Raw genomic sequence first — 23065 nt, forward strand, 5'->3', positions numbered from 1 at the left:
AACGGCCGGTACCGACTTTCGTCGGTAGCGGCCCGGTGTCGTACCCGGTCCCTATCCTCGGGGACATGACGATTCAGCGCATGGACAATGTCGGCATCGTCGTCGACGACCTCGACGCCGCCGTCGCCTTCTTCACCGAGCTCGGCATGGAGCTGGAGGGCAGGGCGCCGATCGAGGGCAGCTGGGCGGGGCGGGTCGTCGGGCTCGACGGCCTGCGCACCGAGATCGCGATGATGCGGATCCCGGGCGCGCCCGGCCGGCTCGAACTGGCGAAGTACCACCACCCGGCGACGATCGTCCCCCAGCCGGCGGCCAGCCCGGTGAACACGCTGGGCCTGCACCGGGTCATGTTCGCCGTCGACGACCTCACCGACACCCTCGCCCGGCTCCGCCCGCACGGCGCCGAGCTCGTCGGCGAGGTGACCCGCTTCGAGGACAGCTACCTGCTCTGCTACCTCCGCGGGCCCGGCGGGATCGTCCTCGCCCTGGCCGAGCAGCTGGGCTGACGACCCGCTGGTCAGGCCGTCCGCCGAGGGCGCGGATCCGCGCGCGGCTGTGTCCCCGCGAGTGGTCCCGAACGCCCCGGTGGCCGGGCTCTCGGCGTGGACCCGTGCCGCACCCCGTGGGGCGGCGCTCCACCCGGGGCGGGAACTACTGTCGCGGGCATGATCGAACACGACGCCCTCAGTGCCACCCGCGAGGCCTACGACGCGGTCGCCGACACCTACGCCCGGATGTTCCGCGACACGCTGCGGGACAGTCCCCTGGACCGCGCGATCCTGGGCGCCTTCGCCGAACTGGTCCGCGCGGTGGGCGACGGCCGGGTCGCGGACCTGGGGTGCGGGCCCGGGCACATCACCGCCCACCTGGGCCAGCTGGGACTGGCGGCGTTCGGCGTGGACGCCTCCCCCGCGATGCTCGCCCTGGCCCGGGAGGCGTATCCGGGACTTCGGTTCGACGAGGGCTCGATGGCCGCGTTGGACATCCCCGACGGCGCGCTGGCCGGCGTCCTGTCCCGCTGGTCGGTCATCCACACCCCGCCGCCGGAGGTCCCGGTCATCCTGGCGGAGTTCCATCGGGTACTGGCACCCGGCGGCCATCTCCTGATCGGCTTCTCGGCGACCGAGGGCCCGGACCATCCGACCCAGGTCTTCGACCACACGGTCGCGCCGGCGTACCGCTGGTGGCCCGACCACCTGTCGGCGCTGCTGCGCGCGTCCGGGTTGGCCGAGGTGGCCCGCCTGGTCACCGAACCCGAGCCCACCGACAAGCGCCAGTTCCAGGGGGTGCAGCTACTCGCCCGCAGGGCCTAGCGGCACGGGCCCCCGCACCTCGCGCGGGGCCCGTGCCTCGCCCGGGTCAGGGGTTCTGGAAGCCGGCCTTGGTGAGGATCGCCCTGGCCTTGTCGGAGAGTACGTAGGTGACGAAGGCGGTGGCGCCGGCACTGTTGGGGGCCTTCGTGACGGCCACGATGGGGTAGTCGTTGACGGCCTGGGCCGAGGCGGTGAACTCGATGGCCTCGACGTCGGCGGCCGCGGCCTGGGCGTCGGTGCGGTAGACGAGGGCGGCGTCGACCTCGCCGAGGCGGACCTTGGTGAGCGCGGCCTTCACGTCGGCTTCCAACGTCACCGGGGTGACCTTGACGTTCGCGGCGGCCAGGGCCTTGGTCGCGGCGGCCCCGCACGGCACCTGCGCGGCGCAGAGGGCGACCTTGAGGTTGGGCTTGGCCAGGTCCTCGATGGTCCTGACGCCGGCCTTGTTGCCCTTCGGCACGGCGATGACCAGCTGGTTCTTGGCGAACACCGTCGGAGAGACGGCCAGGTTCGCGTCGGTGACCTGCTTCATCGTCGCCGGGCTGGCGGCGGCGAACACGTCGGCCGGGGCGCCGTTGACGATCTGGGTCGCGAGGGTGGAACTGGCCCCGAAGCTGAACGTCACCTTCACCCCGGGGTTCGCGGCCTCGAACTCCTTGCCGATCGCGGTGAACGACTCCGTCAGCGACGCCGCCGCCAGCACGGTGACCGTGCCGGTGACCTTCCCGCCCGTGGGCGTGGCCGCCGGCTTGTCGTCGGCGCCGCCGCAGCCGGCCAGGGCGAGCGCGGCGACGGTGGCGACCGTCAGCATCCGTACCAGTCTCATGAACGCTCCTGTCCCTTCGCCCCCGACTGGGGCACCTCGACCACCACGTTGGTGGACTTCACCACCGCCGTGGCGAGCACACCTATCTCCAGGCCCAGCTCGTCGGCGGCCTCGCGGCTCATCAACGACACGATCCGGTGCCCGCCGGCGTGGATCTCCACCTGCGCCATCAGGCCGTCGCGGAGCACGTCGGTCACGATCCCCGACAACCGGTTGCGCGCGGAGGACACCGAACTGTGCTCGGGCTCCGTCGCCCGCGCCCGGAGGAACCCGGCCAGGGCCCCGCCCTCGACCACCCGGTGCCCGTTCTCGTCGCGGCTGACCGGCAGCTTGCCGCCGTCGGCCCACCTGCGCACCGTGTCCACGCTGACACCCAGCAGCTCCGCTGCCTCACCCATCCGGAAAGCGACCACACCCAGACTCTAGGGCAACGCAGATACGGGGAATGTTCGAGGTTAGCCTCAGCACCTGCCAGCTATTTCACCCACTGACCATCGCTTTCACAAGTCCAGGAAGCCGACGGGTACGAGGCGCCGCCGGTGTCGGGCGGCGCGGGTACCCCGGCCGTGTCCAGCCTGGAGCGGTCGCGGGCGGGTCGGGGTGGCCTGACTCACGGTCGATTCGATCTTGCGTTGATAGGGTCGCGGCACCCTCCGAAAGCAGGTGCGCGTGCACGTGGTCTCCCTCAGCGCGGTCCTCGGCGTCGCGGCCGTGGAACTGGGCATGGCGCTCATCCCCGGCCCGAACATGATCTACGTGGCGTCCCGATCGATCACCCAGGGCCGCCGGGCCGGCCTGATCTCCCTCGCGGGGGTCGCGGCCGGCTTCCTGGTCTACCTCGCGGCGGCCACCGCCGGCCTGGTCGCGATCTTCACCGTCGTGCCGGCGCTGTACACGGCGCTCAAGCTGGCCGGGGCCGCGTACCTGCTCTACCTCGCCTGGCAGGCGGTCCGCCCGGGCGGCACCTCGGTGTTCGCGCCCCGGGAACTGCCCGCCGACCGGCCCGGCCGGCTGTTCACGATGGGGCTGGTCACCAACCTGCTCAACCCCAAGATCGCCATCTTGTACGTGTCGCTGCTCCCCCAGTTCATCGACCCGGCCCGGGGGCACGTGGCCGCGCAGAGTTTCCTGCTGGGCCTCGTGCAGATCACCATCGGGATCACGGTCAACGGCGCGGTCATGCTCGCCGCGGGCTCGATCGCGGGCCTCCTGGGGCGGCGGCCCGGTTGGCTGCGGATCCAGCGGTACCTGATGGGCACCGTGCTCGCGGGCCTGGCCGTGCGGATCGCCGCCGACCGGTCCAAGGGCCTGGCCGTCGCGCCCTAGCCGGGGACGACCCCGGCGGGACCGCGCGTCGCCGGGCGCACGGCTAGGGTGCAGGCATGCGCGCCGCCGACCCCCTCCCGCGCGCCCGGGACCTGTCGGGTCCGGGCCGGTACCTGTGGTGGCTGGTCTTGTGCCAGAAGCCCCGGATCGCGGCCGGCGCCACGCTGGGCACCGTGTGGATGGTCGCCCTGACCCTGCCGCCGTACCTTTTGTCCCGCGCGATCGACGACGGGCTCCGGGTGGGGCACTCGGGCGCGCTGCTCGGCTGGGTCGCCGCGCTCGCCGCCGTCGGTGTCCTCAACGCCGGGCTGGCGATCCTGCGGCACCGCACCATGACCCGGGTCCGGATGGACGGGGCGTTCCGGACGGTGCGCGCCGTGGTCCGGCACGCGACCCGGCTCGGGGCGGTCCTGCCGCGCACGGTCAGCGCCGGGGAGGTCGCCACCATCGGCATCGCCGACGTCTGGGTGATCAGCATGACGCTCACCGTCACCGGCCCCGGGGTCGGCGCGGTGCTCGCGTACCTCGTCGTCGCCGGGCTGCTGCTGGACATCTCGGCACTGCTCGCCACCGTGGTCCTGGTCGGGGTGCCGCTGCTCGCGGTGCTGGTCGGCCCGCTGCTCGGCCGGCTGCAACGGGCCGGCGCCACCTACCGCGCGGGCCAGGGCGCGCTCGCCGCCCGGATCGTGGACCTGGTCGGCGGCCTGCGCGTGCTCAACGGCCTCGGCGGCAAGGACCTGCACGCGGCCCGGTTTCGGACCGACTCGCGCCGACTGGAGACCGAGGGGTACCGGGTCGGCGCCGTGACCAGCTGGATCGACGCCCTCGGCGTCGGCCTGCCCGCGTTGTTCCTCGCCGTGGTGACCTGGCTCGCCGCGCGCCTCGCCGCCCGGGGCGACATCAGCATCGGCGAGCTCGTCGCGGTGTACGGGTACGTCGCGGTGCTCGTCGTGCCCGTGGCGATGTTCATCGAGGGCGGGCTCGACATCGTCAAGGGCCGGGTCGCCGCCCGCCGGGTGATCGACTTCCTCCGGCTGGAGCCGGCGGCCGACGCCGGCACCGCCGAGCCGCCCGGGTCGCCGGCCGAACTCGCCGACCCGGCCTCCGGGGTGCGGGTGGTGCCGGGCCGGTTGACGGTGCTGGCCTCCGCCCGGCCCGCGGAGTCCGCGGCCGTGATCGACCGGCTCGGCCGGTTCGCGGACTCGGCGGCCACCTGGGGCGGGGTCCGGCTCGACGCGATCGGGCTCGGCCGGATCCGGGACCGGATCCTGGTCGCCGACAACGAGGCCGACCTGTTCGCCGGTACGCTGCGCGAGGTGGTGTCCGGCCGGTGGGAACCCGACGACGCGGCCATCGCCCGGGCCCTGCACGCCGCCTCGGCCCGCGACGTCGTGCACGCCACCGACGGCGGGCTCGACGCGGCCGTCGAACCGCACGGCCACAACCTGTCCGGCGGGCAGCGGCAGCGGGTCCGGCTGGTCCGGGCGCTGCTGGCCGACCCCGAGGTGCTGCTGGCCACCGAACCGACCTCCGCCGTCGACGCGCACACCGAGGCGGCGGTCGCCGAACGGCTGCACGCGGCCCGCGCGGGCCGGTGCACAGTGCTCACCAGTACGTCGCCGCTGGTGCTCGACCGGGCCGACTCCGTGTACTACCTGGTCGACGGCGTGGTCGCCGCGCACGGCACGCACCGCGAACTGCTCGACACCGAGCCCGGCTACCGGGACCTGGTCGCGCGCGGGGCCGACGAGGTGGTCCGGTGAACGCGGACCTGCCGGTCGCCGGGCGCGCCCAGGTCCGCCGGGCCGCGCTGCGCCTGGTCGGCCGGGACCGGTACGCGGTCGCCGGCATGTTCGCCCTCAACGCGCTCGCCGCGGCCGCCGGGCTCGTCGGACCGTGGCTGCTCGGCGACATCGTCGACGCGGTGCGCGCCGGTCGGGGCGTCGGCGTCGTGGACCGGCTCGCGCTGGGGATCATCACCTTCTCGCTCGTCCAGCTGCTGCTCACCCGGTACGCGCGGTACGTGGGCTACCGGTTCGGGGAGCGGACCGCCGGGCGGGTCCGAGAGGAGTTCGTCGACCGGGCGCTCGCGCTGCCCGCCTCGGTCACCGAACGCGCCGTCACCGGGGACCTGACGGCCCGGGGCACCACCGACGTCGCGAAGGTGGCCACGGCGCTGCGGGACGCGGTACCCGACGTGTTCATCGCCCTGGTCCAGGTCCTGTTCATCCTGGGCGCCGTCTTCGTCCTGGACCCCCGGCTCGGCGCGTGCGGGCTGCTCGGCCTGGTCGGGATGGTCGTGGCGACCCGCTGGTACCTGCGCCGCGCGCACGCCGCGTACCTGGCCGAGGGCGCGGCCAGCTCCGCGCTCGCCGAGGTGCTCACCGCCACCGCCACCGGGGCCCGCACCGTCGAGGCCCTCGGGCTGCGACAGCGCCGGATCGACGCGTGCCAGGCGGCCGTGGACCGGAGCCGGCGGACCCGGGAGCGGACCCTGTTCCTGCGCAGCGTGCTGTTCCCGGCCGTGGACATCTCCTACGTCGTCCCCGTCGTCGCGGTCATGCTGCTCGGCGGCGTGCTGTACGACCACGGCGCGGTCGGGCTCGGCGCGGTGGTCTCCGCCGCCGTGTACCTGCGCCAGCTCCAGGCGCCCCTCGACGCCGTCATGTTGTGGATGGAGGGCCTGCAGAGCAGCGCCGCGTCCTTCGCCCGGGTCGAGGGCCTGGCCGCCCCGGCCGCGCCCCCGGACCGGGAACCGGCCGCCGAACCCGCCGACGACCGGATCGAGGTCACCGGGGCGCGGTTCGCCTACGGTGCCGGCGACGACGTCCTGCACGGCGTGGACCTGACCGTGCGGCCCGGGGAACGGCTCGCGGTCGTCGGCCCGTCCGGCGCGGGCAAGTCGACCCTCGGCCGGCTGCTCGCCGGGATCGACACGCCCCGCGCCGGCACCGTGACCGTCGGCGGGGTCCCGGTCGCCGGCCTCGCGCCGGACCGGCTGCGCCGCCAGGTCGCCCTGGTCACCCAGGAACACCACGTGTTCGGCGACTCCCTCCGGGACAACCTGCTGATCGCCGCGCCCGCCGCCACCGACGAGGAGCTGCGCGCCGCGCTGGCCGCCGTCGGCGCGGACTGGGCGGCGGAGCTGCCGGCCGGGCTCGACACCCTGCTCGGCGCCGCCGACCACCGGCTCGACGGCAGCCAGTCCCAGCAGCTGGCCCTGGCCCGGGTCGTGCTCGCCGACCCGCACACCCTGATCCTCGACGAGGCGACGGCGCTGCTGGACCCGACGGCCGCCCGGAACACCGAACGGGCCCTGGCCGCCGTGCTGGCCGGCCGCACCGTCATCGCCATCGCGCACCGGTTGCAGACCGCGCACGACGCCGACCGGGTCGCGGTCATGGAGGACGGCCGGGTCACCGAACTCGGGTCGCACGCGGAGCTGGTCGCCGCCGGCGGCCCGTACGCCGCGCTCTGGCGCACCTGGCACGGCGGGTAGCCGGGACCACTCCCATCCCGGCGGATCCAGGCCGCTGACCTGGGCGGATCCGGGTCGGCGACACGCCGGCGTTGCCATCGGGGCCGGAGCAGGCTACCGTTGGGGTGAGCCATTCTGGTGCGGGCGAGAACCACCGCCCCCAGTTCGCTCGAATCCCACACCGAGTTCCGCGTTCTCGCGCACCTTCGGCAGTGGACTCCACCAGCGCCCGTCCGCGCTGTCGTCTCGAACCCGCCGCGCCCGCCGTGATCCGGCTCCGCCCCGCGTGTTCCCCTCCCCACCAGGAGTACCTGTGATCGACCTCGACCTGCGCCAGTCCCCCGCGACCGGCACCCAGACCCTCGACCCCGCCGTGCCGCGTCGCCCGGCACGCAACTCCCCGAAACGACCGGCGGCCGGCACCGGGGCCGAACCCGGCGCCGAGGCCGGGACCACCACCAGAGCCGACACCGCCGAGGTCGAGGTCTCCGGGATCCTCGACATCCGCGACGGCCACGGCGCCCTCCGGATCGCCGGCTACCGCCCGAGCTCCCGGGACGTCCCCGTCTCCCCGGCCCAGATCCGCCGACACGGCCTGCGGCGCGGCGACGCCGTCACCGGAGCCGCGCACGCAGCCGAACCGAAGGACAACCGGGGCCGGCCCGCCCCGCTCCTGCGGGTGGACACCGTCAACGGCATCGCCGCCGGAGCGGTCGGCGACCGGCCGGAGTTCCACCAGCTGACTCCCCTGTTCCCGCAGGACCGGCTCCGCCTGGAGACCGAGCCGCACATCCTCACCACCCGCCTCATCGACCTGCTGACCCCGATCGGCAAGGGCCAGCGCGCCCTGATCGTCTCCCCGCCCAAGGCGGGCAAGACGATGGTCCTGCAGGCCATCGCGCACGCGGTCACGGAGAACCACCCGGACTGCCACCTGATGGCCCTGCTCGTCGACGAGCGTCCCGAGGAGGTCACCGACATGACGCGGTCCCTGCACGGCGAGGTGGTCGCGTCCACGTTCGACCGGCCGCCCGCCGAGCACCTCGCCGTCGCCGAGCTCGCGATCGAACGCGCCAAGCGGCTCGCCGAAGCGGGCCGCGACGTCGTCGTGCTCGTCGACTCGATCACCCGGCTCGCCCGGGCCTACAACCTGGCCGCGCCCGCCGGCGGCCGGATCATGACCGGCGGCATCGAGGCCGGCGCCCTCCTCGGCCCCAAACGCCTCCTGGGCGCCGCCCGCAAACTCGAGGACGGCGGTTCGCTGACCATCATCGCCACCGCGCTGGTCGAGACCGGCTCCGTCGCGGACACCATCCTGTTCGAGGAGTTCAAGAGCACCGGCAACGCCGAACTCCGCCTGCTGCGCGCCATGGCCGACCGGCGCGTCTTCCCGGCGGTCGACATCGCCTCCTCCGGTACCCGTCGGGAGGAACTTCTCTTCGAGGCCGACGAACTCCGCCTGGTGCACCAGTTGCGCAGGGCGCTGGGGAGCGGCGACCAGCAGCACGGCGGCGAGCAGCTCCTCGACGGGCTCCGCAGGACGGGCAGCAACGCCGAGTTCCTGCTCCGGATCGCCCAGACGACGCCCCCGGCCCACCAGCTCCAGCGGACGCGGGACGCCGCGCACTGAGCACCACCGCACGAAGTCCCCGCAGGCGCGTCAGCGACGCGGCGACACCGGCAGACTCTCCGGCGGGGCGTCGGCGAAGCTGGCCCCGCGCAGCGGCGAGCAGTACGCGTAGCAGCCGGTGACGGCCAGGCCGACGATGCCCGCCCACAGTGCGAGCCGGTGGCTGGTGTGGTCGGCGAGCAGCCCGCCGAGCGGGGCGCCGACGACGATCGCCGCCCGGTTGACGGACCGGATCGTGCCGCCCATCCGGGCCTGGAGCGCGTCGGGCGTGATGGACTGCCGCCAGCCCATCTCGACCGGTCCGCACACCCCGAGGAGGAGCCAGAAGCCGAACAGGCCGAGCGCGACCATCGGCAGCGCCGCCGGGCCGGGCCGGGCGAACACGACCAGCAGCCACGGCACGGCCTTGGCCATGGCGCACAGCACCATGGTGCGGCCGGCGCCCAGCCGGGCGGACAGCTTGCTGGACAGCGTGTTGCCCAGCACCGCGCCCACGCCGCCGGCCGCGTAGACCAGGCCGAGGCCGAACGCGCCCAGGCCGAGCTGGCTCCCCTCGACCACGTAGAAGGTGAGTACGGTGGCCAGCGCGCTGTGCACCAGGAACCACAGGTGCCCGTTGACGGCGTGCGCGCGCAGCAGGCGGTGGCCGTACACATAGGTCAGGCCCTCGCGCAGTTCGTGCCGCAGATCGCGGCGCCCGGCCGGTTGGGGCGCCGGCTCGGGGGTGCGGATCGTGGCCAGCAGCAGGGCCGAGACGAGGTAACTGACCGCGTCGACGACGATCGCGATCGGGGCGGTGACCACCCTGATCAGCACGCCGCCGAGCGCGGGGCCGGCGGTCTGCGCGAGGTTCATGGTCAGCTGGAGCCGGGCGTTGGCCGGGGTGAGCAGTTCCCGGGGCACGAGCCTCGGCAGGTACGCCTGCTCGGCGGTGTCGAACAGCACGGACAGCAGGCCGAAGCAGAACAGCAGCCCGGCCAGGGTGGGCAGGCTGAGCGCGTCGCCGAGGTAGAGCAGCGGGATCGCGGCCAGCACCAGGCCCCGGCCCAGGTCGGCCCAGACCAGTACGGGGCGGCGCCGGTGCCGGTCGATCAGGACGCCCGCGACCAGGCCGAACAGCAGGTAGGGCAGCCACTGGGCCGAGCTGACCAGGCCGTACTGGGTGGTGGTCGCCCGCAGGCCCTCCACCACCAGGATCTGGAGCGCGATCGTGGTGACGTGGGTACCGAACACCGAGACCGCGCTGGCGGCCCAGAACCTCCGGTACCCGTCGTTGTGCGCCAGCCTGGTCATGATCGGAACTATGCCAGGCGGACCCGATCCGGCGCCGCCCCTGTGGACCCCGGACAGCCCGGCCCGTCCGGTCGCGTGTGTCGGTTGGTGGACCGAAGCGTGGGCGCCGACCGGCCCGTGGGCCATGCTCACAACAGTCGTGAGGAGGTCCGATGACGGAACTCACCCCGGATCAGACCCATCGACGCCGGCGCGCGGTCCTGCTGATCGCGCTGTGCCTGCCGATCGGGGCCGCCGTGGCCCTCGCCCTCCAGGGGCTCGGGTCGCCCTGGGCCGAGCTGGGCCGGGGCGGGCTGGTGTCGGTGGCCGCGCTGGCCGTCGGCGCGCTGCTCGGCTTCCTGTTCGGCATTCCGCGCACCCTCCAGCACGAGCGCCCGACCGGCGGGCACGGCGGCGCCGCCTACGGCGTGAACACCAACCTCGAACAGATCTCCGACTGGCTGACGAAGATCCTCGTCGGCGTCGGGCTCGTCCAGTTCGCGGTGATCGGGCGGCAGTTCGGCCGGCTGGTCTCCGCCGTCGGGGAGGCGTTCGGCGGGGGCGCGGCGGGGCGGCTCGTCGCCGGTACCCTCATGGTGGCCTTTCTGCTCTCGGGTTTTCTCGTCGGCTACGTCGCGACCCGGACCACCCTGACCCACATCTTCGCCCAGTGGGACGTCAAGGACATCCGGCAGCTCGTCGAGCGCCAGATCGGCGAACGGCTCCAGCGCGACGGCGACGCCATGCGGCTCGTGATCCAGCAGCTCGACGACGACGAGCCGGAGACCGACGAGACGGCGCTGCGCAAGGCGCTGGGCGCCGCGTCCCCGGCGGGCCGGGCCAACGTGCTGCTGCTCGCAGACGACCTGCGCCGGCACTCGTGGCGGGATCCGGCGTTCCGGGGCCGGGTCAGCCGCACCGTCCCGATCTTCCGGGCGCTCACCGAGCTGGGGCCCGGCAACCACCGGTACTGGGGCGCGCTCGGCTTCGCCTACAAGGACGCGGAGTCGCCGAACGACGCGGGCGCCCTGATCGCCCTGACCCGGGCGATCGAGTGCCGGGGCGACGCGCGGACCACGGGCAAGGAGTTCTACGAGTTCGCCCGGGCGCTCGTCCGGCTGCGCCTGCTCGGCGGCGGGCCCGACGACCGGGCCCTGGCGCTGATCGCCCAGGACGTCGGGGTCGCCTGGCGCAACGACGAGATCCGCCGGCACATCCAGACGGCCATCGACAAGGCGCCCGGCGGCGACTCGACGGACCGGGAGAACCGGCTGCTGCGGCCGTACCTGCCGGTGGCGGAGGGCGCGGACTGAGGTGCGGGGCCCCGGCGAACCCGGGCCCCGCGCCGGGCCTAGAAGTGCGGCAGGACGAAGTCGTAGCCCTGGGCGCTGTGCGCGGAACCCGCGGCGCACCGGCCGTTGGTCGGGTACCCCCAGTAGAACATCACAAAGCACTTGGTACAGAACCGCCACTTCGCCTGCGCCGTCGGCGTCTCGGGCACGTCGTGCGGGAGGACGAAGTTGAAGCCCTGCGCACTGTGCGCCCCGCCGGACGGACACCGGCCGTCGGTCGGGTAGCCCCAGTAGTACATCGCGAAGCACTTGGTACAGAACCGCCACTTGGCCTGCGCCGTCGGCGTCTCCGGCACGTCGTAGGGCAGGGTGAAGTTGAAGCCCTGCGCGGCGTGCGCCCCGCCGGCCGGGCAGACCCCGTCGGTCGGGTAGCCCCAGTAGAACATCGTGTAGCACTTGGTGCAGAACCGCCAGTTGCTCTGCTGGGCCATCAGGCCCTGCGCGCTGGCGGTCCCGCCGAGCGCCGCGGCACCGGCGAGGCCGGCGGTCACGGCGGCGGCCCCGAGCAGGAAGGAACGCCTACTCGGCTGGTGGTGGTGTGCGTGGGGGGTGCAGGCGTCCATGTGGTGCCTCCTCGGGCGGTGGCCTTTCCCTCTGACACCGTCATCGAAACACGCCTATGACACCTGTGTAACGGGCCGGTTATCCGCGCTGGCGGGCAGCGTTCGGGGTGCGCCCGAGCCCCATCGTCTGCCCTCACGGCCACCCGCGCGGTCCGGATCGGACCCGCCGGCCGGCCGCGCGGTCCGGGTTGGACACGCGGCCGGCGGCGCGGTCCGTGCTGGATCCGGGGGTCCGGGCCGGGCATGCGGCCGGCGGCGTCGTCTGTGCTGGACAGCCGGCCGGCCGGGCCGCTAGCTGGTTCCGGTGCGGCGCAGGGTGCGCAGCGAGGGCCAGCCCAGATACCAGACCGCCGCCGTCAGCAGCACCGCCCCCGTGGCCACCTCCAGCGGCCGGTAGAGCGTCAGCAGGTACCCGAGATTCCCCTCGGAGGCGATCTCGGCGATCTTGTAGAGGCTGAGGACGCCCAGCGCGAGGAGCCCGGACACCCAGTAGACCCGCGACCGGGGCGGGCCGGCGAGCAACCCGGCGCCCACCACCGCGAACACGGCGGCGAGGACCGCGTTCAGCAGGCCCGACTCGTCGAACAGGTCGGTCTGCCAGAAGGCGTCGATCCGGTGGTAGAGAAAAAGAGCCAGGACCAGACCCAGCACCCGACGGGTACCGGGATGCGCGGGCAGCGGGGAACCGTCGCCCCGGGGCCGGAGGAGGAACCGGAGGCCCAGGGCGAGGCCGGCCAACGGACCGAGTCCGGTGAGCGCCGTGTTGCGCGCGATCCACCCGTCGGACAGCAGGTACAGGCACAACACGCCGCTGAGTACGGAGAGCACCACCAGGACCAGGCCCGTCGTCCGGGCCGCCAGGGTGGGATCCCCGCCCCGCGTGCCGGACCGGCGGCCCGACCACCAGCACACGGCGCTGGTCAGGGCGAGAGAAGCCAGCAGGTACGGGTAGAAGGTGACGTCCTCGGTGCCGAGTTCGCCGACCATCTGCGCGATGAGGTCGGCCACGACGATCAGGGCCAGGCCCGTGGCGGCGGTGAACGCGAACACCCCCGCCGGGCCCGGAGCCTTCGGCGCGGCGGTCACCGGCTCGGCGGGGTCCGGCGCGGGACGCACGCCGGCACCCGGGCCCGCAGCGGACGCCGGCGCCAAGACCGGCACCGGACTCGTCAAGGGTGCCGGGACCGGGCCAGACGCCGACACGGGTACCGGCACCGGGCCCGACACCGGACTCCACGCGGGTGTCGGCCCCAGGCCCGACGTCGGACTCGACGCGGTTGCCGGGACCGGGCTCGGCAGGGATGCCGGCACCAGGCCCGGCCCGGTGGGCGGCGCCGGCTGCGGCACGGGTTCCGTCGGCACCCGGAGCAGGGATTCCGCCCCGGCCGGGAGTTGCGGTTCCGCCGGGACCGGGGACCACGGCTCGGGGCTCCGGGCCTGCGACGACCACGTCCCGGACCCCTCGGACTGCGGCGCGCGGACCGCCGTGGCCCGCAGGCTGCCCTCGGAGACGACCAGTTCGGGCTGTTCGATGGCCGTGGGCGCCACGCCCAGCGTCTGGTGCAACAGGGTCGCCACGGCCGGGATCCGGCTGGAGCCGCCGACCAGGAACACCCCGGCCAACTCGTCGGAGCGGATCCCCGCGGTCCGGACCACGGCCAGGGTCATGGCCACCGTGCGGGCCAGGATCGGGGCGATCAGGCGTTCGAGCTCCTCGCGGCCCAGCGGCGCGTCCTCGTCGACCAGGGGCACCGGGATCAGGGTCATCGCCGAGCGCGACAGCACCTCCTTGGCGGTGCGCGCGTCCTCCCAGAGCACCCGGCGGCTGCGCCGGTCGGCGGTGGTGCGGGGCGCGTCCAGGCGGTGCCAGGCCTCGGGGTGCGTGCCCGCGTACCGGGCGGCGAGGTGCGCGACGACGGAGGCGTCCAGGTCCAGTCCCCCGGTGTCCGGCAGGCCGTCGGAGGCCAGGACGTCGAAGCCCGCGCCGGTCCGGCGCACGACGCTCGCGTCGAAGGTTCCGGCGCCGAAGTCGTAGACGACGACGCAGCCGCCCTCGGGGACCTTCGCGCCGGGCAGCGCCGTGAAGTAGGTCGCGGCGGCCACGGGTTCGGCGACGAGCTGCCGGTTGCTGAATCCCGCCCGGCGCGCGGCCTCGGTGAGGATGCCCCGGCGCCGCTGGCCCCACGCGGCGGGGTGGGTGAGGGTCACGTCCAGCACCGGGTCGTGCGCGACCGTCCGCGCCTCGGCGGCGACCCGGCGCAGCACGGCGGCGACCAGTTCGACGACGGGCAGCTCGGTGTCGCCGAGCAGCACCGTACCCTCGTCGATCCGTCTCTTGGGGTTGGGTTCGAAGCGTTCCGGTTGGGCGCGGGCGCTGTGCACGGCCTCCCGGCCGATGAGCAGCCCGCGGTCGGGTGCCGAGAACACCGCCGAACTGAGCAGCGGCGTCCCGTCGAACAGCAGGGGGCGCGTCCGTCCGTCGGGCCATTCCAGCACGGCTACCGTCGAGGAGGTGCCGAAGTCCACACCCAGGCGAAAGCGTCCAGTCACGGGATGTGATCTTAGGTGCGCACCTCCACGGACCGCACTGGCGTAACGGGCAGTAGTTCCCGACGGAAATCCGACAGTGTGGAACCGGCCCGTCGCGAGCCGGAAATCCGATAGGTCGGCGGGGAGTCGGGCGGCGATATCGTGAGTGGACGGTCGACACCCTGACCGGCACCGCACCCAGGAGGACGACCGTGAAGCTCTCGCCGCTCGTCATCGCCGCCGCGCAGACCTGGCGGACCGCCAACCCGAACCTGTACGAGTTCCTGCGCGGCCTCGCCGTCGAGTTCCACGGCACGGCCGCCGGGCACCACGGCAGCTTCACGGCCAGTGGCGTCGTGGTCCGGGCCACCGCGACCGACGCCTACATCGTCACCGCCAGGCACAACCTGACCCTCGCCGCCGCCGGTGAGCCGGTCGACCCCGTCACGCACTACACCACCCGGATCAGGGCCCGCCTGTACGACGTGCACGACGCCCTGGCCGTGGACTCGCCGATCGTCGAGGTGTACCAGCCGGACGGGCCGCCGCACCACGGCCTGGACGTCGCCGTCATGCGGGTCAGCGACCGGGCGTTCGTGCAACGGGCGCGCGGGCTGGTGGCCCCGGGAACCACCGGCCACGCCTTCAAGCCCGACACGTTCGACACCGAGGGCTGGCTCATCCCGCTCGCCGACGACTACACGGCCCGCGCCGTCCTCGCCAACGGCCGCACCTTCCCCGGCGTCCCCGCGGTCGCGATGTACCAGAACCACACCCTCGTCCAGATGGGGTACGGCGTCCACACCGCCAACCTCTACGCCTTCCGCTACCGGGTACTGGCGGCCCAGCAACTCGTCGCCCCCACCCTGATCGACACCACCCACGAGGGCTGGACCAGCGTCTTCACGTTCGACACCACCGACACCAACTCCGGCGCGCCCGGGGACTCCGGCGGCCCCGTGTTCGCCGTCCCGCCGGCCAACTCCCAGAACGAACTCGCCCTGGTCGCCGTCCACAGTGGCGCCAACTACTTCGCCGGCCGCACGGACAACGATCCCGCCTCCCCGACGGTCAACAACGCGTTCACCTGGGTCGCCGACGCGCCGATGCCCTGAGCCCGGCCGACGGGAGGTACCGCCTGGTCAACCGGGGTCCGCGCCCGGTTGACCGCCGGGTGTGACCTTCGGACCACAGGTGCCCGCCGACGGCTCGGGCGTACCCGGAAGTTCCTGGGTTTAGGTTTGCCTTTTGTGGGTAGGGGCGAGACAGCCACCCCGTCGCCCTTGCCTATCTGCACTACTCTGTCCTATTAGAACCCCGGACAGGGAAGGTGCCGCACGTGGTGGACGACGCGACAGCCAGAGACCAGGGCGATGGGCCCGCCGACCAGCCCCGACCCGGAAGCCGGGGCGAGCCGGCCGCGCCCGGGGAGACCTCGGATCCGCCACTGTGGTCGGCCCAGCACGCCGCACAGGAACAACCGGCGGCGCAGGAACCGCCCGCCGCGCAGGAACCACCGACCGCCGAGGTGCCGCCGGTCGCCCCGGAGCCGCCCGCCGAACCCGGCCCCGCCGCTCCCCGCCGCTGGCCGCTCGCCGTGCTGACCTCGGTCGGCACGGCCCTGGTGCTGCTGGTCGGCTTCGGGTTCTGGGTCTCCTCGCAGTCGCTGCCCGTGCCGGGCACCACCCAGGCCAGCGTGCTCACCCCCAACGAGGCCAGCGCCCTGGCCGGCGTCCGGTTGACGGCCGGGGCGACCGGGTCCGAGCCGCCGCCCCCGCTGGCCGCCGACCCGTCCGACTGCGCGGTGGCCGTCGGGCCCGGCACCCGGTCGGTCTACGCGCGCGGCTGGAAGACGTACCTGGCCAGCACCTACCAGGACGCCAGGAACGTCGAGGACCACCTGGTGACCCAGGTCCTCGGCGTGTACGAGGACGCCGAGGCGGCCGGCCAGGTGTTCCGGACCCTGACCGAGGGCCTCCAGGGCTGCCCGCAGGCGACCCGTACCGACCAGGACCAGAGCACCTCGACCTGGGTGTACACGGTGGAGAAGTCCGGCACCGACACCCTGAGCTGGACGGCCGCCCAGGACCCCGGCGACGGCTGGATCTGCTACCGGCAGGCGCGCCGCAAGGGCCCCGCCGTCCTCCAGGTGGCCGTGTGCCAGGCCGGCGACGGCAGGCGGGCCGCCGCCCAGCTCGCCGACGCGTTCGCCGCGAAGGTGGACGGCTGACCATGACGACTCCCGTGAGCCTGGCGCGGCGCGCGCTGTGCCTGCTGGCCGCCGTGACGCTGGCCCTGTCCCTGGGCGCGGGCCCGGCGACCGCCGACCCCGGCCTGCCCTCCATCTCGGAGGGCTCGACCACCGACCCCGCGCCGCTCGACCCGGGCCGGGACTATCCGGAGGAGCTGGCCGAGGCGCTCGAGGCGTTCAACGAGCAGCTCGCCGCCATCGCCGAGCAGGTCCAGGCGCTGGCGACCGCTCAGCAGGGCCTGAGCCAGCGGACCAGCTCCTACGACGCCAAGAGCAGCGCGCACAACAACAGGTCCACGGCCCTCGGCCCGAAGATCACCGCGCACAACACCAAGGTCGGCGCGTACAACGCGCGGGTCGACGCGCACAACGCCCGGCCGCACGTGTTCGAGCTGCCCCGCGAGTCCGCCGCCGCCGCGGCCTACGACGCGGAGAAGGCCCAGCTCGACGGGGAGAAGGCCCAGCTCCAGGCCGAGGAGGGCCAGCTCCAGGCGGAGAAGTCCCAGCTCGACGCCGAGGCCGGTCAGCTGTCCACCGAGCGGTCCCAGCTCGCCGCCGACGTGAACAAGCACAACGCGGCGGCCTCCGCGCTCGGCCAGAAGGTCCGGCAGCTGGCCCTGGACCGGCAGAAGCTCGTCCGGCGGGTCGCGGCCCTCCCGGCGCCGAAGGTCTCCCGGCCGCAGGGCGGCGACCCGGCCCGACCGCCCGGCCGCGCCGAACAGGGCACCCGGCCGGCCGGCAACGGCGGCGACAGCGTGTCCCGCCGGCCCGAGCAGGCCGCGCTCGACGCGTACGCCAGGAACAACCGGGTCACGGTCGACCGGCGGCCGGTGTCGGCGCGGCTGTCGCCCGACGCGGTGTCGCGGCTGTCCGCCGAGGAGGCCGCCCGGCTGCGCACCACCGCCGACTACGACGGCCTGGTGCGCAAGCCCAACGGCAACTACCGGGCCGTGCGGGTGCAGAACCCGGGCTCCGAGTCGGTGCACAAGCCGTTCGACGACGCGATCCGGCGCGGCGGGCGGGCCACGACCACCGTGGACGGCAGGAAGGTGACCATCGACGAGGTGGTGACCGTCCCGGGCCGGGGCACCACCCGTCCGAGCTGCCGGGCGAACAGCTTCACCCCGGGCGCGGCGGTGCTGATGGCCGACGGTTCCCGGGTACCCATCGAGGATGTCCGGGTCGGTGACCTGGTCGCCGCCGCCGACCCGGTCACCGGCGAGTCCGGCCCCCGGCGGGTGACCGACCTGATCGTCGGCTCCGGGACCAAACAGCTCGTCGACGTGACCGTGGCCGGCGGCGGCACCGTCACCGCCACCGATGGCCACCCGTTCTGGTCGGTGGACCGGGCCCGCTGGATCGACGCCGGGGAGCTGCGGGTCGGCGAGCACCTGCGCGGCCCCGACGGCGCGGCCGTCGCGGTCACCGGCCTGCGACCGCACACCGGGACGCTCACGGTGCACAACCTCACCGTCGCCGGCCTGCGCACCTTCCACGTCCTGGCCGGCCCAGCGGCCGTGCTGACCCACAACTGCGACCCGGACCTGGCCGCCCGCACCGCGATGGCGAACACCGGCACGCGCCCGGGCCGGGGCGGCAAGGCCGAGACCACGGAGGCCGGGCTCGCCTACGGCAAACACCAGCTCAACCCCAACGAACCCAACAACCCGAAGCGCTTCCTGCCCCGGGTCGGGGACCGCACCCGGGACCTGGACCTCGCCGGGCAGAAACTCCTCGACCAGATCGCCCTGCACCCCAAGGGCGTGGTGGAGCGGATCACGGGCGGCGCCCAGAACGGCGGGACTAGGATCGTGATACCCGACGGAACGGGTGCCGTCTTCGACGCGCAGGGCAACTTCAAGTACTTCGGAAAGTTCGACTACAAGCCATGACCGACCATCAGCCGGTACTGCGTCCCGACGCCGGCCACGTCCGACAGCTCCTCCTGGACGCGCGCCTGGACGCGGTCTGGTACCAGCAGACACCCGGCAGCGGCCTCGGCGCGCCCCCGCCCGACGCCGCCACCCACGAGGTGGACCTCGACGTGGTGCTGCGGTTGTCCACGGGCGCGGTGTGGCTCACCTGGCAGCGCGAGAACCTGGTGGAGGGGCTGGCGGTCGACCCGGTCGCCGGGCCCGGCACCGGCACGCACTGGTACGACGCCGGTGCCAGCCGGTGGGCGGCGGCGGTCGGCGACACGGTCAGCGAGGTCGGCCTCGGCTGGCAGGTCGGCGAGGCCGGCGGCCCGGAGAGCCTGTGGGCGGTGCGGCTCGGGTTCGCCGGGGGCGCGGAGGTGCTGGTGGCGATGGGTGAGCTGGACGGCGAGGACCGCCCCGGCTACTTCCCGGAGTCGCTGCTGGTGCTGTTCGACCGGGCCGAGGCGCGCGGCTACCTGCCGGCCGGCGCGACCGCCGGGGCCTTTCCCGGGGAGTGAGCCCCGGCGTGGTCGCGCGCGTGCCCAGGCTGTCGGTCACGGGCCGGCCGGCCGGGCCGCGCGCACGCCGGGCCCTGCGGTCCGTCACGGGCCGGCCGGGGTTCCGAAGGCGCGGCCGAGGTAGTCGACCGGATTCGCGAACAGCGCCTTCGCCTCGGCGGTCGCCACGTCCCGGGGCTCCAGGACGATCGTGACGGGTGCCGGCACCACCAGCCGGTCCAGCTTCGGACTCGCCAGCAGCCCCGTGACCAGCGGGTGGATGTGCGCGGACATCCACGTGTTGAACCCGGTCCGCAGGTTCACCGGCATGCTGCCCCAGTGCCAGTCCTCCAGCGCGACGTTGAGGTTCGCGACCTCCTTCGGCACCTGGTCGAGGACCGGGTGGTACGGGGCCGGGAGCCGCTGGTTCAGGACGGCGAACGCCTCCTCCCCCTCCCGGGACGGCACCGACGCCGGATCGCCGCCCCAGGTCAGCGCGACCCGCCGGTTGAGCCGGTACTGCGCCGGGTCGGAGGTCACGAGTTCGGACTCGCCCCGGCTGGCGGTGCGGATCCGCTCGCCGGGCACGCCCGCGGCCACCAGGCTCGCCTTGATCGCCTCGGCGCGGCGGGTGCCGAGCCCCAGGTTGGCGCCGTCCGTGCCGACCGGGTCGGTGTGGCCGGTCAGGTCCACGGTCGCCCCGGGGTGCACCCGCAGGTAGTCGGCGGCGCTCTCGCAGGCGGCCGTCGCGGCGGCGTCGAGGTCGGAGCGGTTGAAGGCGAAGTGCACGGTGTGCGGCGGCGCGTACGGCAGCGCCACGGTCCGCCGGAACCGCTGGCCGATCGCGTACGCCTCGTCGACCTGCGCCTTGGCCGCCGTCACCGCCGCCTTCGCCCCGGCCACGCTGTCGGGGCTGTCGTGCATGCGGGCGTCCCCGTAGGCCACCCAGGGCGTGGGGTGCGCGACGGAGTTGACCCAGACCCCGCGCTCGCCCTCCATGTCGTGCACGGTGCCGCTGACCGCGCCCGCGATGTACACGCCGAGCTGTCGTCCGAGGGCCACGATCCCGCCCCCGCCGACGATCATCTCCATCACGGTGGTGGCCTGCTTCGTGGCGAGTTCCGCGACGGGCGGGACCGCCCCGGCCACGGCCGGCGGCAGTTGGCGGGCGATCTGGGCGGCAAAGGCGGACACGAGCCGTTGGCGCAGGTCCTCGACCAGGTGCACGACGACCTTGGGGCCGAACACCGTGGTGTACCAGCTGAGGATGTCCGCGCGGGGCGTGCGCACGTGCCCGCCGGAGAAGGCGTCGGTGAGGAAGTGCTGGCCGAACGCCTCCGTCGCCAGCGCGATCTGCCGGGCGGCGTCGTCCTCGACCAGTCCCGCGTTCATCGCCTTGGCCAGGGCGTCCTGGTGGTGCCCGGTCCAGGTCGCGATCGCGGTGCCGCCCGCGGCGAAGTGGGCCACGTTCGCGACGACCAGCGCGTTGTACCGCGCGTCCTGCTCCTGTTCGGCGGTCTTGTTCGAGGGCAGCATGGTGGTCTTCGCGGGCAGGGTGGCGGCGAGCGTGCCGGGCACCCGGTCGTGTTCGAGCGCGGCCCGGAGCCGGGCCCGGCCCTCGGGGGTCCTGGAGTCGGCGATCACCTCCTCCACGGTCCCGTACTCGTCGCCCGCGATCCCGACCATCTGGCCCCAGGTGAGGACCACGCCGTTGCCCAGGTTGAGGGTCGCCCCGGTCGCGTCGCCCAGTTCGGCGTGTTCGGGGCCGACGAAGCGCTGGACCATGCCGGCCGGGATCAGGCCGCCGACCGCCCGGTTGCCCGCGAGGGACTGCAGTGCCACGAGTCCACGGGTACCCATCGCGGGCGTCGGAGGGTGCGACCGGGCCCGGCCCGTCGCCGGGGACGACGCGGGTTCGGCGGGTCGGTGCGCATGCTCGGCTATCCCGCGATTGTCCGGTCCCGCCGACGGGTCGGTCCACGACCGAAAGGGCAGCTCTCGCGGCCGGCGGTCGGGGACGAAGAGGCGCGCCGGGCGGCGTCGGGGCCCGGCATTGGTAGCGTGATCGCCGTGACGGAGTTGGCGGAGCTGGTCCTGGCGCCCGGCGAGCGGGCCCGGGGAGTCGGGATCGACAGGGTGACGTTCACGATGGACTGGACCGGCGAGGAGGACCCCGGCCAGCTGGCGGCGTTCGTGGCCGGTCGGGTCCGGGCCTTCGGGGTGGAGCCGACAGACGTCGACACCGACGTCGTCTACCGCGCGGCCGGGGCCGACCCGAACCTGCGGCGCGGTGACGTGCCGACCCGCCTGCTCGACCACCTGGCCGGGATCCTGGCGCGGCTCGGCTGCACGCTCGCGGTGCACGACACCGGCACCGACGCCTACGAGGTGCTCGTCGCGCGGGCCGGTGAGCGGGAGTTGGCCGGGGTGACGTACCAGGGATTCCCTGTGCGGGCCTGGACTTCCGAACCCGAGGAGACCCTGATCAGCCTGGACTGCCCGAACTGCGGGGAGATGCTGGTCTGGCAGTTGCCGGCGGGCGAGACGCTGGCCGACGAGTCCTGCGACTGCGGCACCGCGCTGTTCGACGCGACCGGCCGGCCCGTGCCCGGCGTCACCCCGCACGCCTGAGCCGCCCGGGGCGGTGCCGTCCGGCGGGTGTGGACGGATCCGCGCAGGTCGGAGGCGTTTAGGGCCGGCGCGGGCGGGTACCCGTCAGACCTAGGTCTCGAAAGGTGTGGTGGGCCATGACCGAGGTGCACGTGTCGCTCGACAGCGACCAGCTCAACAAGGTGGAACGCAAGCTCCAGGAGCCGCTGGAGGAACAGTTGACGTCCGCGCTGGAGCAGGCGGCCATCCGGGTGGCGGCCGAATACGACGGGCAGGACGAGGACGAGGTCGCCCGGTGGATCCTCCGCGAGACCCGGGCCGGCCTGCACCCCGACATCGCCAAGGGCTTCCAGCCCGACGAGGCCAAACTCCTGCTCGTCGCGCGGGCGGTCATCCGGGGCGAACGCTTCGAGTAGCACCCCGCCCCGGTCGGGGCGGAGTCGTCGGTCCGGCCCGGGGCATCGTGACAGCCCCGGGCGGCGGGTCAGCGGTGCCGCCGTCGGGTGCTGTTGAATGGCCGGATGGACGCTGACCGGTCGGTGGAGATCGACGGACGAGTGGTGCGCTACCGCCTGCACGGCCCCGCCGACGGCTTCCCGGTCATCGCGCACAACGGCACGCCGAGCACCCGTCTGCGGCGGCCGGACCAGGTCGAGGCGATGCGCCAGAGCGGGGTGCGGGTGCTGATGCCCGACCGCCCCGGCTACGGCGGCTCGACCCGCCGCCCGGGGCGCACCGTCGCCGACGTGGCCGGGGACGTCCGGGTGCTCGCCGACGCCCAGGGCTGGGACCGGTTCGCCGTCTTCGGTGGCTCGGGTGGCGGGCCGCACGCGTTGGCCTGCGCCGCGCTGCTGCCCGAACGGGTGATCCGCTGCGCCGTACTCTCCGGGATCAGGCCGGCTGAGGACGCGGACCCGCCTGAGGAGCGCACCCTCCGGCCCCGGCTCGAACAGATCTCCCGCGACATCATGGACCTGGTCGCCGCCGGCGGTCCGGAGATGCCCGGTATGCCGCCCGGGTCACCGGCCCTCGACGATCCGGAGGCCATGGCGCGGTTGCGGGCGACCTTCGTCGACGGCTACGACGGCTGGGTCGACGACCAGATCGCTCTCGCCCGGCCGTGGGGCTTCGCCATGCCGGACGCCGCGATCCCGGTCGGCGTCTGGTACGGGACGCACGACGAGAACGTGTCCGGCGAGCACGCGCGGTGGTTGCTGGCGAACATCCCCGGGGTGCGGGGGCGGCAGTACGCCGGCGGGCATCTGCCGGGTCCCGCCACCTTCCGGGAGATCTACGGATGGCTGCGCGGCGCAGGCGACTGATCCCCTCCCGTTGACCTGGCCGGACTGTGGTCGTCGCACCCGGCCGCGAGGATAGGCTCTCTGATCGGCGGGGTGCCCGGGTCGGCCCTCGCCGAGCGGCCGGTGCCGGGCGAACGCGGGCGCCGGACGGACCGGGTGCGCCGCGGCGGCGGGAGATTTCTCCGCAGGCGTGTCGATCCG

19 protein-coding genes and 1 pseudogene are annotated in these 23065 nt (G+C 74.2%); 14 read left to right on the forward strand and 6 right to left on the reverse strand.

The genetic code is table 11. From position 1 onward, the window contains the following. Positions 1 to 65 precede the first annotated feature (65 nt). Together AB0M43_RS06610 and AB0M43_RS06615 are read left to right on the forward strand one after the other, a co-directional pair. The gene (locus AB0M43_RS06610; RefSeq protein ID WP_363721753.1) at positions 66 to 506 is read left to right on the forward strand and encodes a VOC family protein; all 441 of its coding nucleotides are present in this window, start codon (positions 66 to 68) and stop codon (positions 504 to 506) included. Positions 507 to 665: 159 nt separating this feature from the next. Beyond that, positions 666 to 1313 (forward strand): class I SAM-dependent methyltransferase, encoded by a 648-nt coding sequence (locus AB0M43_RS06615; protein ID WP_363721755.1) that lies wholly within the window; start codon positions 666 to 668, stop codon positions 1311 to 1313. 46 nt (positions 1314 to 1359) lie between these two features. Here AB0M43_RS06615 and modA read toward each other — a convergent pair whose 3' ends face one another. Both modA and AB0M43_RS06625 read right to left on the reverse strand, forming a co-directional pair. Further along, positions 1360 to 2139, reverse strand: coding sequence for a molybdate ABC transporter substrate-binding protein (modA, locus tag AB0M43_RS06620; RefSeq protein WP_363721756.1), 780 nt, complete (start codon positions 2137 to 2139; stop codon positions 1360 to 1362). After that, positions 2136 to 2552, reverse strand: a complete 417-nt coding sequence (locus AB0M43_RS06625) for a helix-turn-helix transcriptional regulator (RefSeq protein WP_363721758.1) — start codon at positions 2550 to 2552, stop codon at positions 2136 to 2138. Before AB0M43_RS06625 ends, modA begins: the two co-directional genes overlap by 4 nt. Before the next feature lie 262 nt (positions 2553 to 2814). Between AB0M43_RS06625 and AB0M43_RS06630 the strand changes: the two genes are divergently transcribed. From AB0M43_RS06630 to rho, 4 genes and pseudogenes are all read left to right on the forward strand, one after another. Beyond that, positions 2815 to 3465, forward strand: coding sequence for a LysE family translocator (locus AB0M43_RS06630; RefSeq protein ID WP_363722069.1), 651 nt, complete (start codon positions 2815 to 2817; stop codon positions 3463 to 3465). Between the two features lie 146 nt (positions 3466 to 3611). Then, positions 3612 to 5228 carry an ABC transporter ATP-binding protein gene (locus AB0M43_RS06635; protein ID WP_363722070.1) on the forward strand — a complete coding sequence of 539 codons (1617 nt, stop codon included), beginning with the start codon at positions 3612 to 3614 and terminating at the stop codon, positions 5226 to 5228. Next, complete coding sequence (locus AB0M43_RS06640) at positions 5225 to 6964, forward strand: ABC transporter ATP-binding protein (protein WP_363721760.1); 1740 nt, start codon at positions 5225 to 5227, stop codon at positions 6962 to 6964. Before AB0M43_RS06635 ends, AB0M43_RS06640 begins: the two co-directional genes overlap by 4 nt. 457 nt (positions 6965 to 7421) lie before the next feature. Further along, positions 7422 to 8573 (forward strand): annotated as a pseudogene (gene rho / locus AB0M43_RS06645) (transcription termination factor Rho); the annotation flags it as partial. A 30-nt stretch (positions 8574 to 8603) separates the two neighbouring features. Here the strand turns inward: rho and AB0M43_RS06650 are convergent. Continuing rightward, on the reverse strand, positions 8604 to 9866 hold the full coding sequence (locus AB0M43_RS06650; RefSeq protein ID WP_363721761.1) for an MFS transporter: 1263 nt from the start codon (positions 9864 to 9866) through the stop codon (positions 8604 to 8606). Positions 9867 to 10018: 152 nt separating this feature from the next. Between AB0M43_RS06650 and AB0M43_RS06655 the strand changes: the two genes are divergently transcribed. Next, complete coding sequence (locus AB0M43_RS06655; RefSeq protein ID WP_363721763.1) at positions 10019 to 11158, forward strand: hypothetical protein; 1140 nt, start codon at positions 10019 to 10021, stop codon at positions 11156 to 11158. 38 nt (positions 11159 to 11196) lie between these two features. Here the strand turns inward: AB0M43_RS06655 and AB0M43_RS06660 are convergent, their stop codons facing one another. Together AB0M43_RS06660 and AB0M43_RS06665 are read right to left on the reverse strand one after the other, a co-directional pair. Then, positions 11197 to 11760, reverse strand: coding sequence for a hypothetical protein (locus tag AB0M43_RS06660; RefSeq protein WP_363721764.1), 564 nt, complete (start codon positions 11758 to 11760; stop codon positions 11197 to 11199). 291 nt (positions 11761 to 12051) lie between these two features. After that, entirely contained in the window at positions 12052 to 14310 is a 2259-nt protein-coding gene (locus AB0M43_RS06665) for an Hsp70 family protein (protein WP_363721765.1), read from the reverse strand. Between the two features lie 191 nt (positions 14311 to 14501). Between AB0M43_RS06665 and AB0M43_RS06670 the strand changes: the two genes are divergently transcribed. From AB0M43_RS06670 to AB0M43_RS06685, 4 genes are all read left to right on the forward strand, one after another. After that, complete coding sequence (locus tag AB0M43_RS06670; RefSeq protein WP_363721767.1) at positions 14502 to 15404, forward strand: hypothetical protein; 903 nt, start codon at positions 14502 to 14504, stop codon at positions 15402 to 15404. A 224-nt stretch (positions 15405 to 15628) separates the two neighbouring features. Then, positions 15629 to 16519, forward strand: a complete 891-nt coding sequence (locus AB0M43_RS06675) for a sensor domain-containing protein (protein WP_363721769.1) — start codon at positions 15629 to 15631, stop codon at positions 16517 to 16519. Between the two features lie 2 nt (positions 16520 to 16521). After that, a complete protein-coding gene (locus AB0M43_RS06680; protein ID WP_363721770.1) occupies positions 16522 to 18432 on the forward strand; it encodes a polymorphic toxin-type HINT domain-containing protein in 1911 nt (636 codons plus the stop codon). After that, positions 18429 to 18974 carry a hypothetical protein gene (locus AB0M43_RS06685; protein ID WP_363721772.1) on the forward strand — a complete coding sequence of 182 codons (546 nt, stop codon included), beginning with the start codon at positions 18429 to 18431 and terminating at the stop codon, positions 18972 to 18974. Before AB0M43_RS06680 ends, AB0M43_RS06685 begins: the two co-directional genes overlap by 4 nt. Before the next feature lie 84 nt (positions 18975 to 19058). Here AB0M43_RS06685 and AB0M43_RS06690 read toward each other — a convergent pair whose 3' ends face one another. Then, complete coding sequence (locus AB0M43_RS06690) at positions 19059 to 20795, reverse strand: OmpA family protein (protein ID WP_363721774.1); 1737 nt, start codon at positions 20793 to 20795, stop codon at positions 19059 to 19061. Positions 20796 to 21023: 228 nt separating this feature from the next. Between AB0M43_RS06690 and AB0M43_RS06695 the strand changes: the two genes are divergently transcribed. The 3 genes from AB0M43_RS06695 to AB0M43_RS06705 all read left to right on the forward strand — a co-directional run bounded on the left by AB0M43_RS06695 (position 21024) and on the right by AB0M43_RS06705 (position 22885). Further along, positions 21024 to 21584, forward strand: a complete 561-nt coding sequence (locus tag AB0M43_RS06695) for a hypothetical protein (RefSeq protein WP_363721776.1) — start codon at positions 21024 to 21026, stop codon at positions 21582 to 21584. 116 nt (positions 21585 to 21700) lie between these two features. Continuing rightward, positions 21701 to 21979, forward strand: a complete 279-nt coding sequence (locus AB0M43_RS06700; protein WP_363721777.1) for a hypothetical protein — start codon at positions 21701 to 21703, stop codon at positions 21977 to 21979. 105 nt (positions 21980 to 22084) lie between these two features. Then, on the forward strand, positions 22085 to 22885 hold the full coding sequence (locus AB0M43_RS06705) for an alpha/beta hydrolase (RefSeq protein ID WP_363721779.1): 801 nt from the start codon (positions 22085 to 22087) through the stop codon (positions 22883 to 22885). Positions 22886 to 23065 lie beyond the last annotated feature (180 nt).

Source organism: Longispora sp. NPDC051575 (assembly GCF_040681875.1).
In the GTDB taxonomy this organism is placed as follows: Bacteria; Actinomycetota; Actinomycetes; order Mycobacteriales; family Micromonosporaceae; genus Longispora.

Excerpts from the sequence above, each read along its gene's own strand:
- AB0M43_RS06610 (WP_363721753.1), top strand. The coding sequence starts at position 66 with ATGACGATTCAGCGCATGGACAATGTCGGCATCGTCGTCGACGACCTC.
- AB0M43_RS06615 (WP_363721755.1), top strand. The coding sequence starts at position 666 with ATGATCGAACACGACGCCCTCAGTGCCACCCGCGAGGCCTACGACGCG.
- modA (WP_363721756.1), bottom strand. The coding sequence starts at position 2,139 with ATGAGACTGGTACGGATGCTGACGGTCGCCACCGTCGCCGCGCTCGCC.
- AB0M43_RS06650 (WP_363721761.1), bottom strand. The coding sequence starts at position 9,866 with ATGACCAGGCTGGCGCACAACGACGGGTACCGGAGGTTCTGGGCCGCC.
- AB0M43_RS06655 (WP_363721763.1), top strand. The coding sequence starts at position 10,019 with ATGACGGAACTCACCCCGGATCAGACCCATCGACGCCGGCGCGCGGTC.
- AB0M43_RS06660 (WP_363721764.1), bottom strand. The coding sequence starts at position 11,760 with ATGGACGCCTGCACCCCCCACGCACACCACCACCAGCCGAGTAGGCGT.
- AB0M43_RS06680 (WP_363721770.1), top strand. The coding sequence starts at position 16,522 with ATGACGACTCCCGTGAGCCTGGCGCGGCGCGCGCTGTGCCTGCTGGCC.
- AB0M43_RS06685 (WP_363721772.1), top strand. The coding sequence starts at position 18,429 with ATGACCGACCATCAGCCGGTACTGCGTCCCGACGCCGGCCACGTCCGA.
- AB0M43_RS06700 (WP_363721777.1), top strand. The coding sequence starts at position 21,701 with ATGACCGAGGTGCACGTGTCGCTCGACAGCGACCAGCTCAACAAGGTG.
- AB0M43_RS06705 (WP_363721779.1), top strand. The coding sequence starts at position 22,085 with ATGGACGCTGACCGGTCGGTGGAGATCGACGGACGAGTGGTGCGCTAC.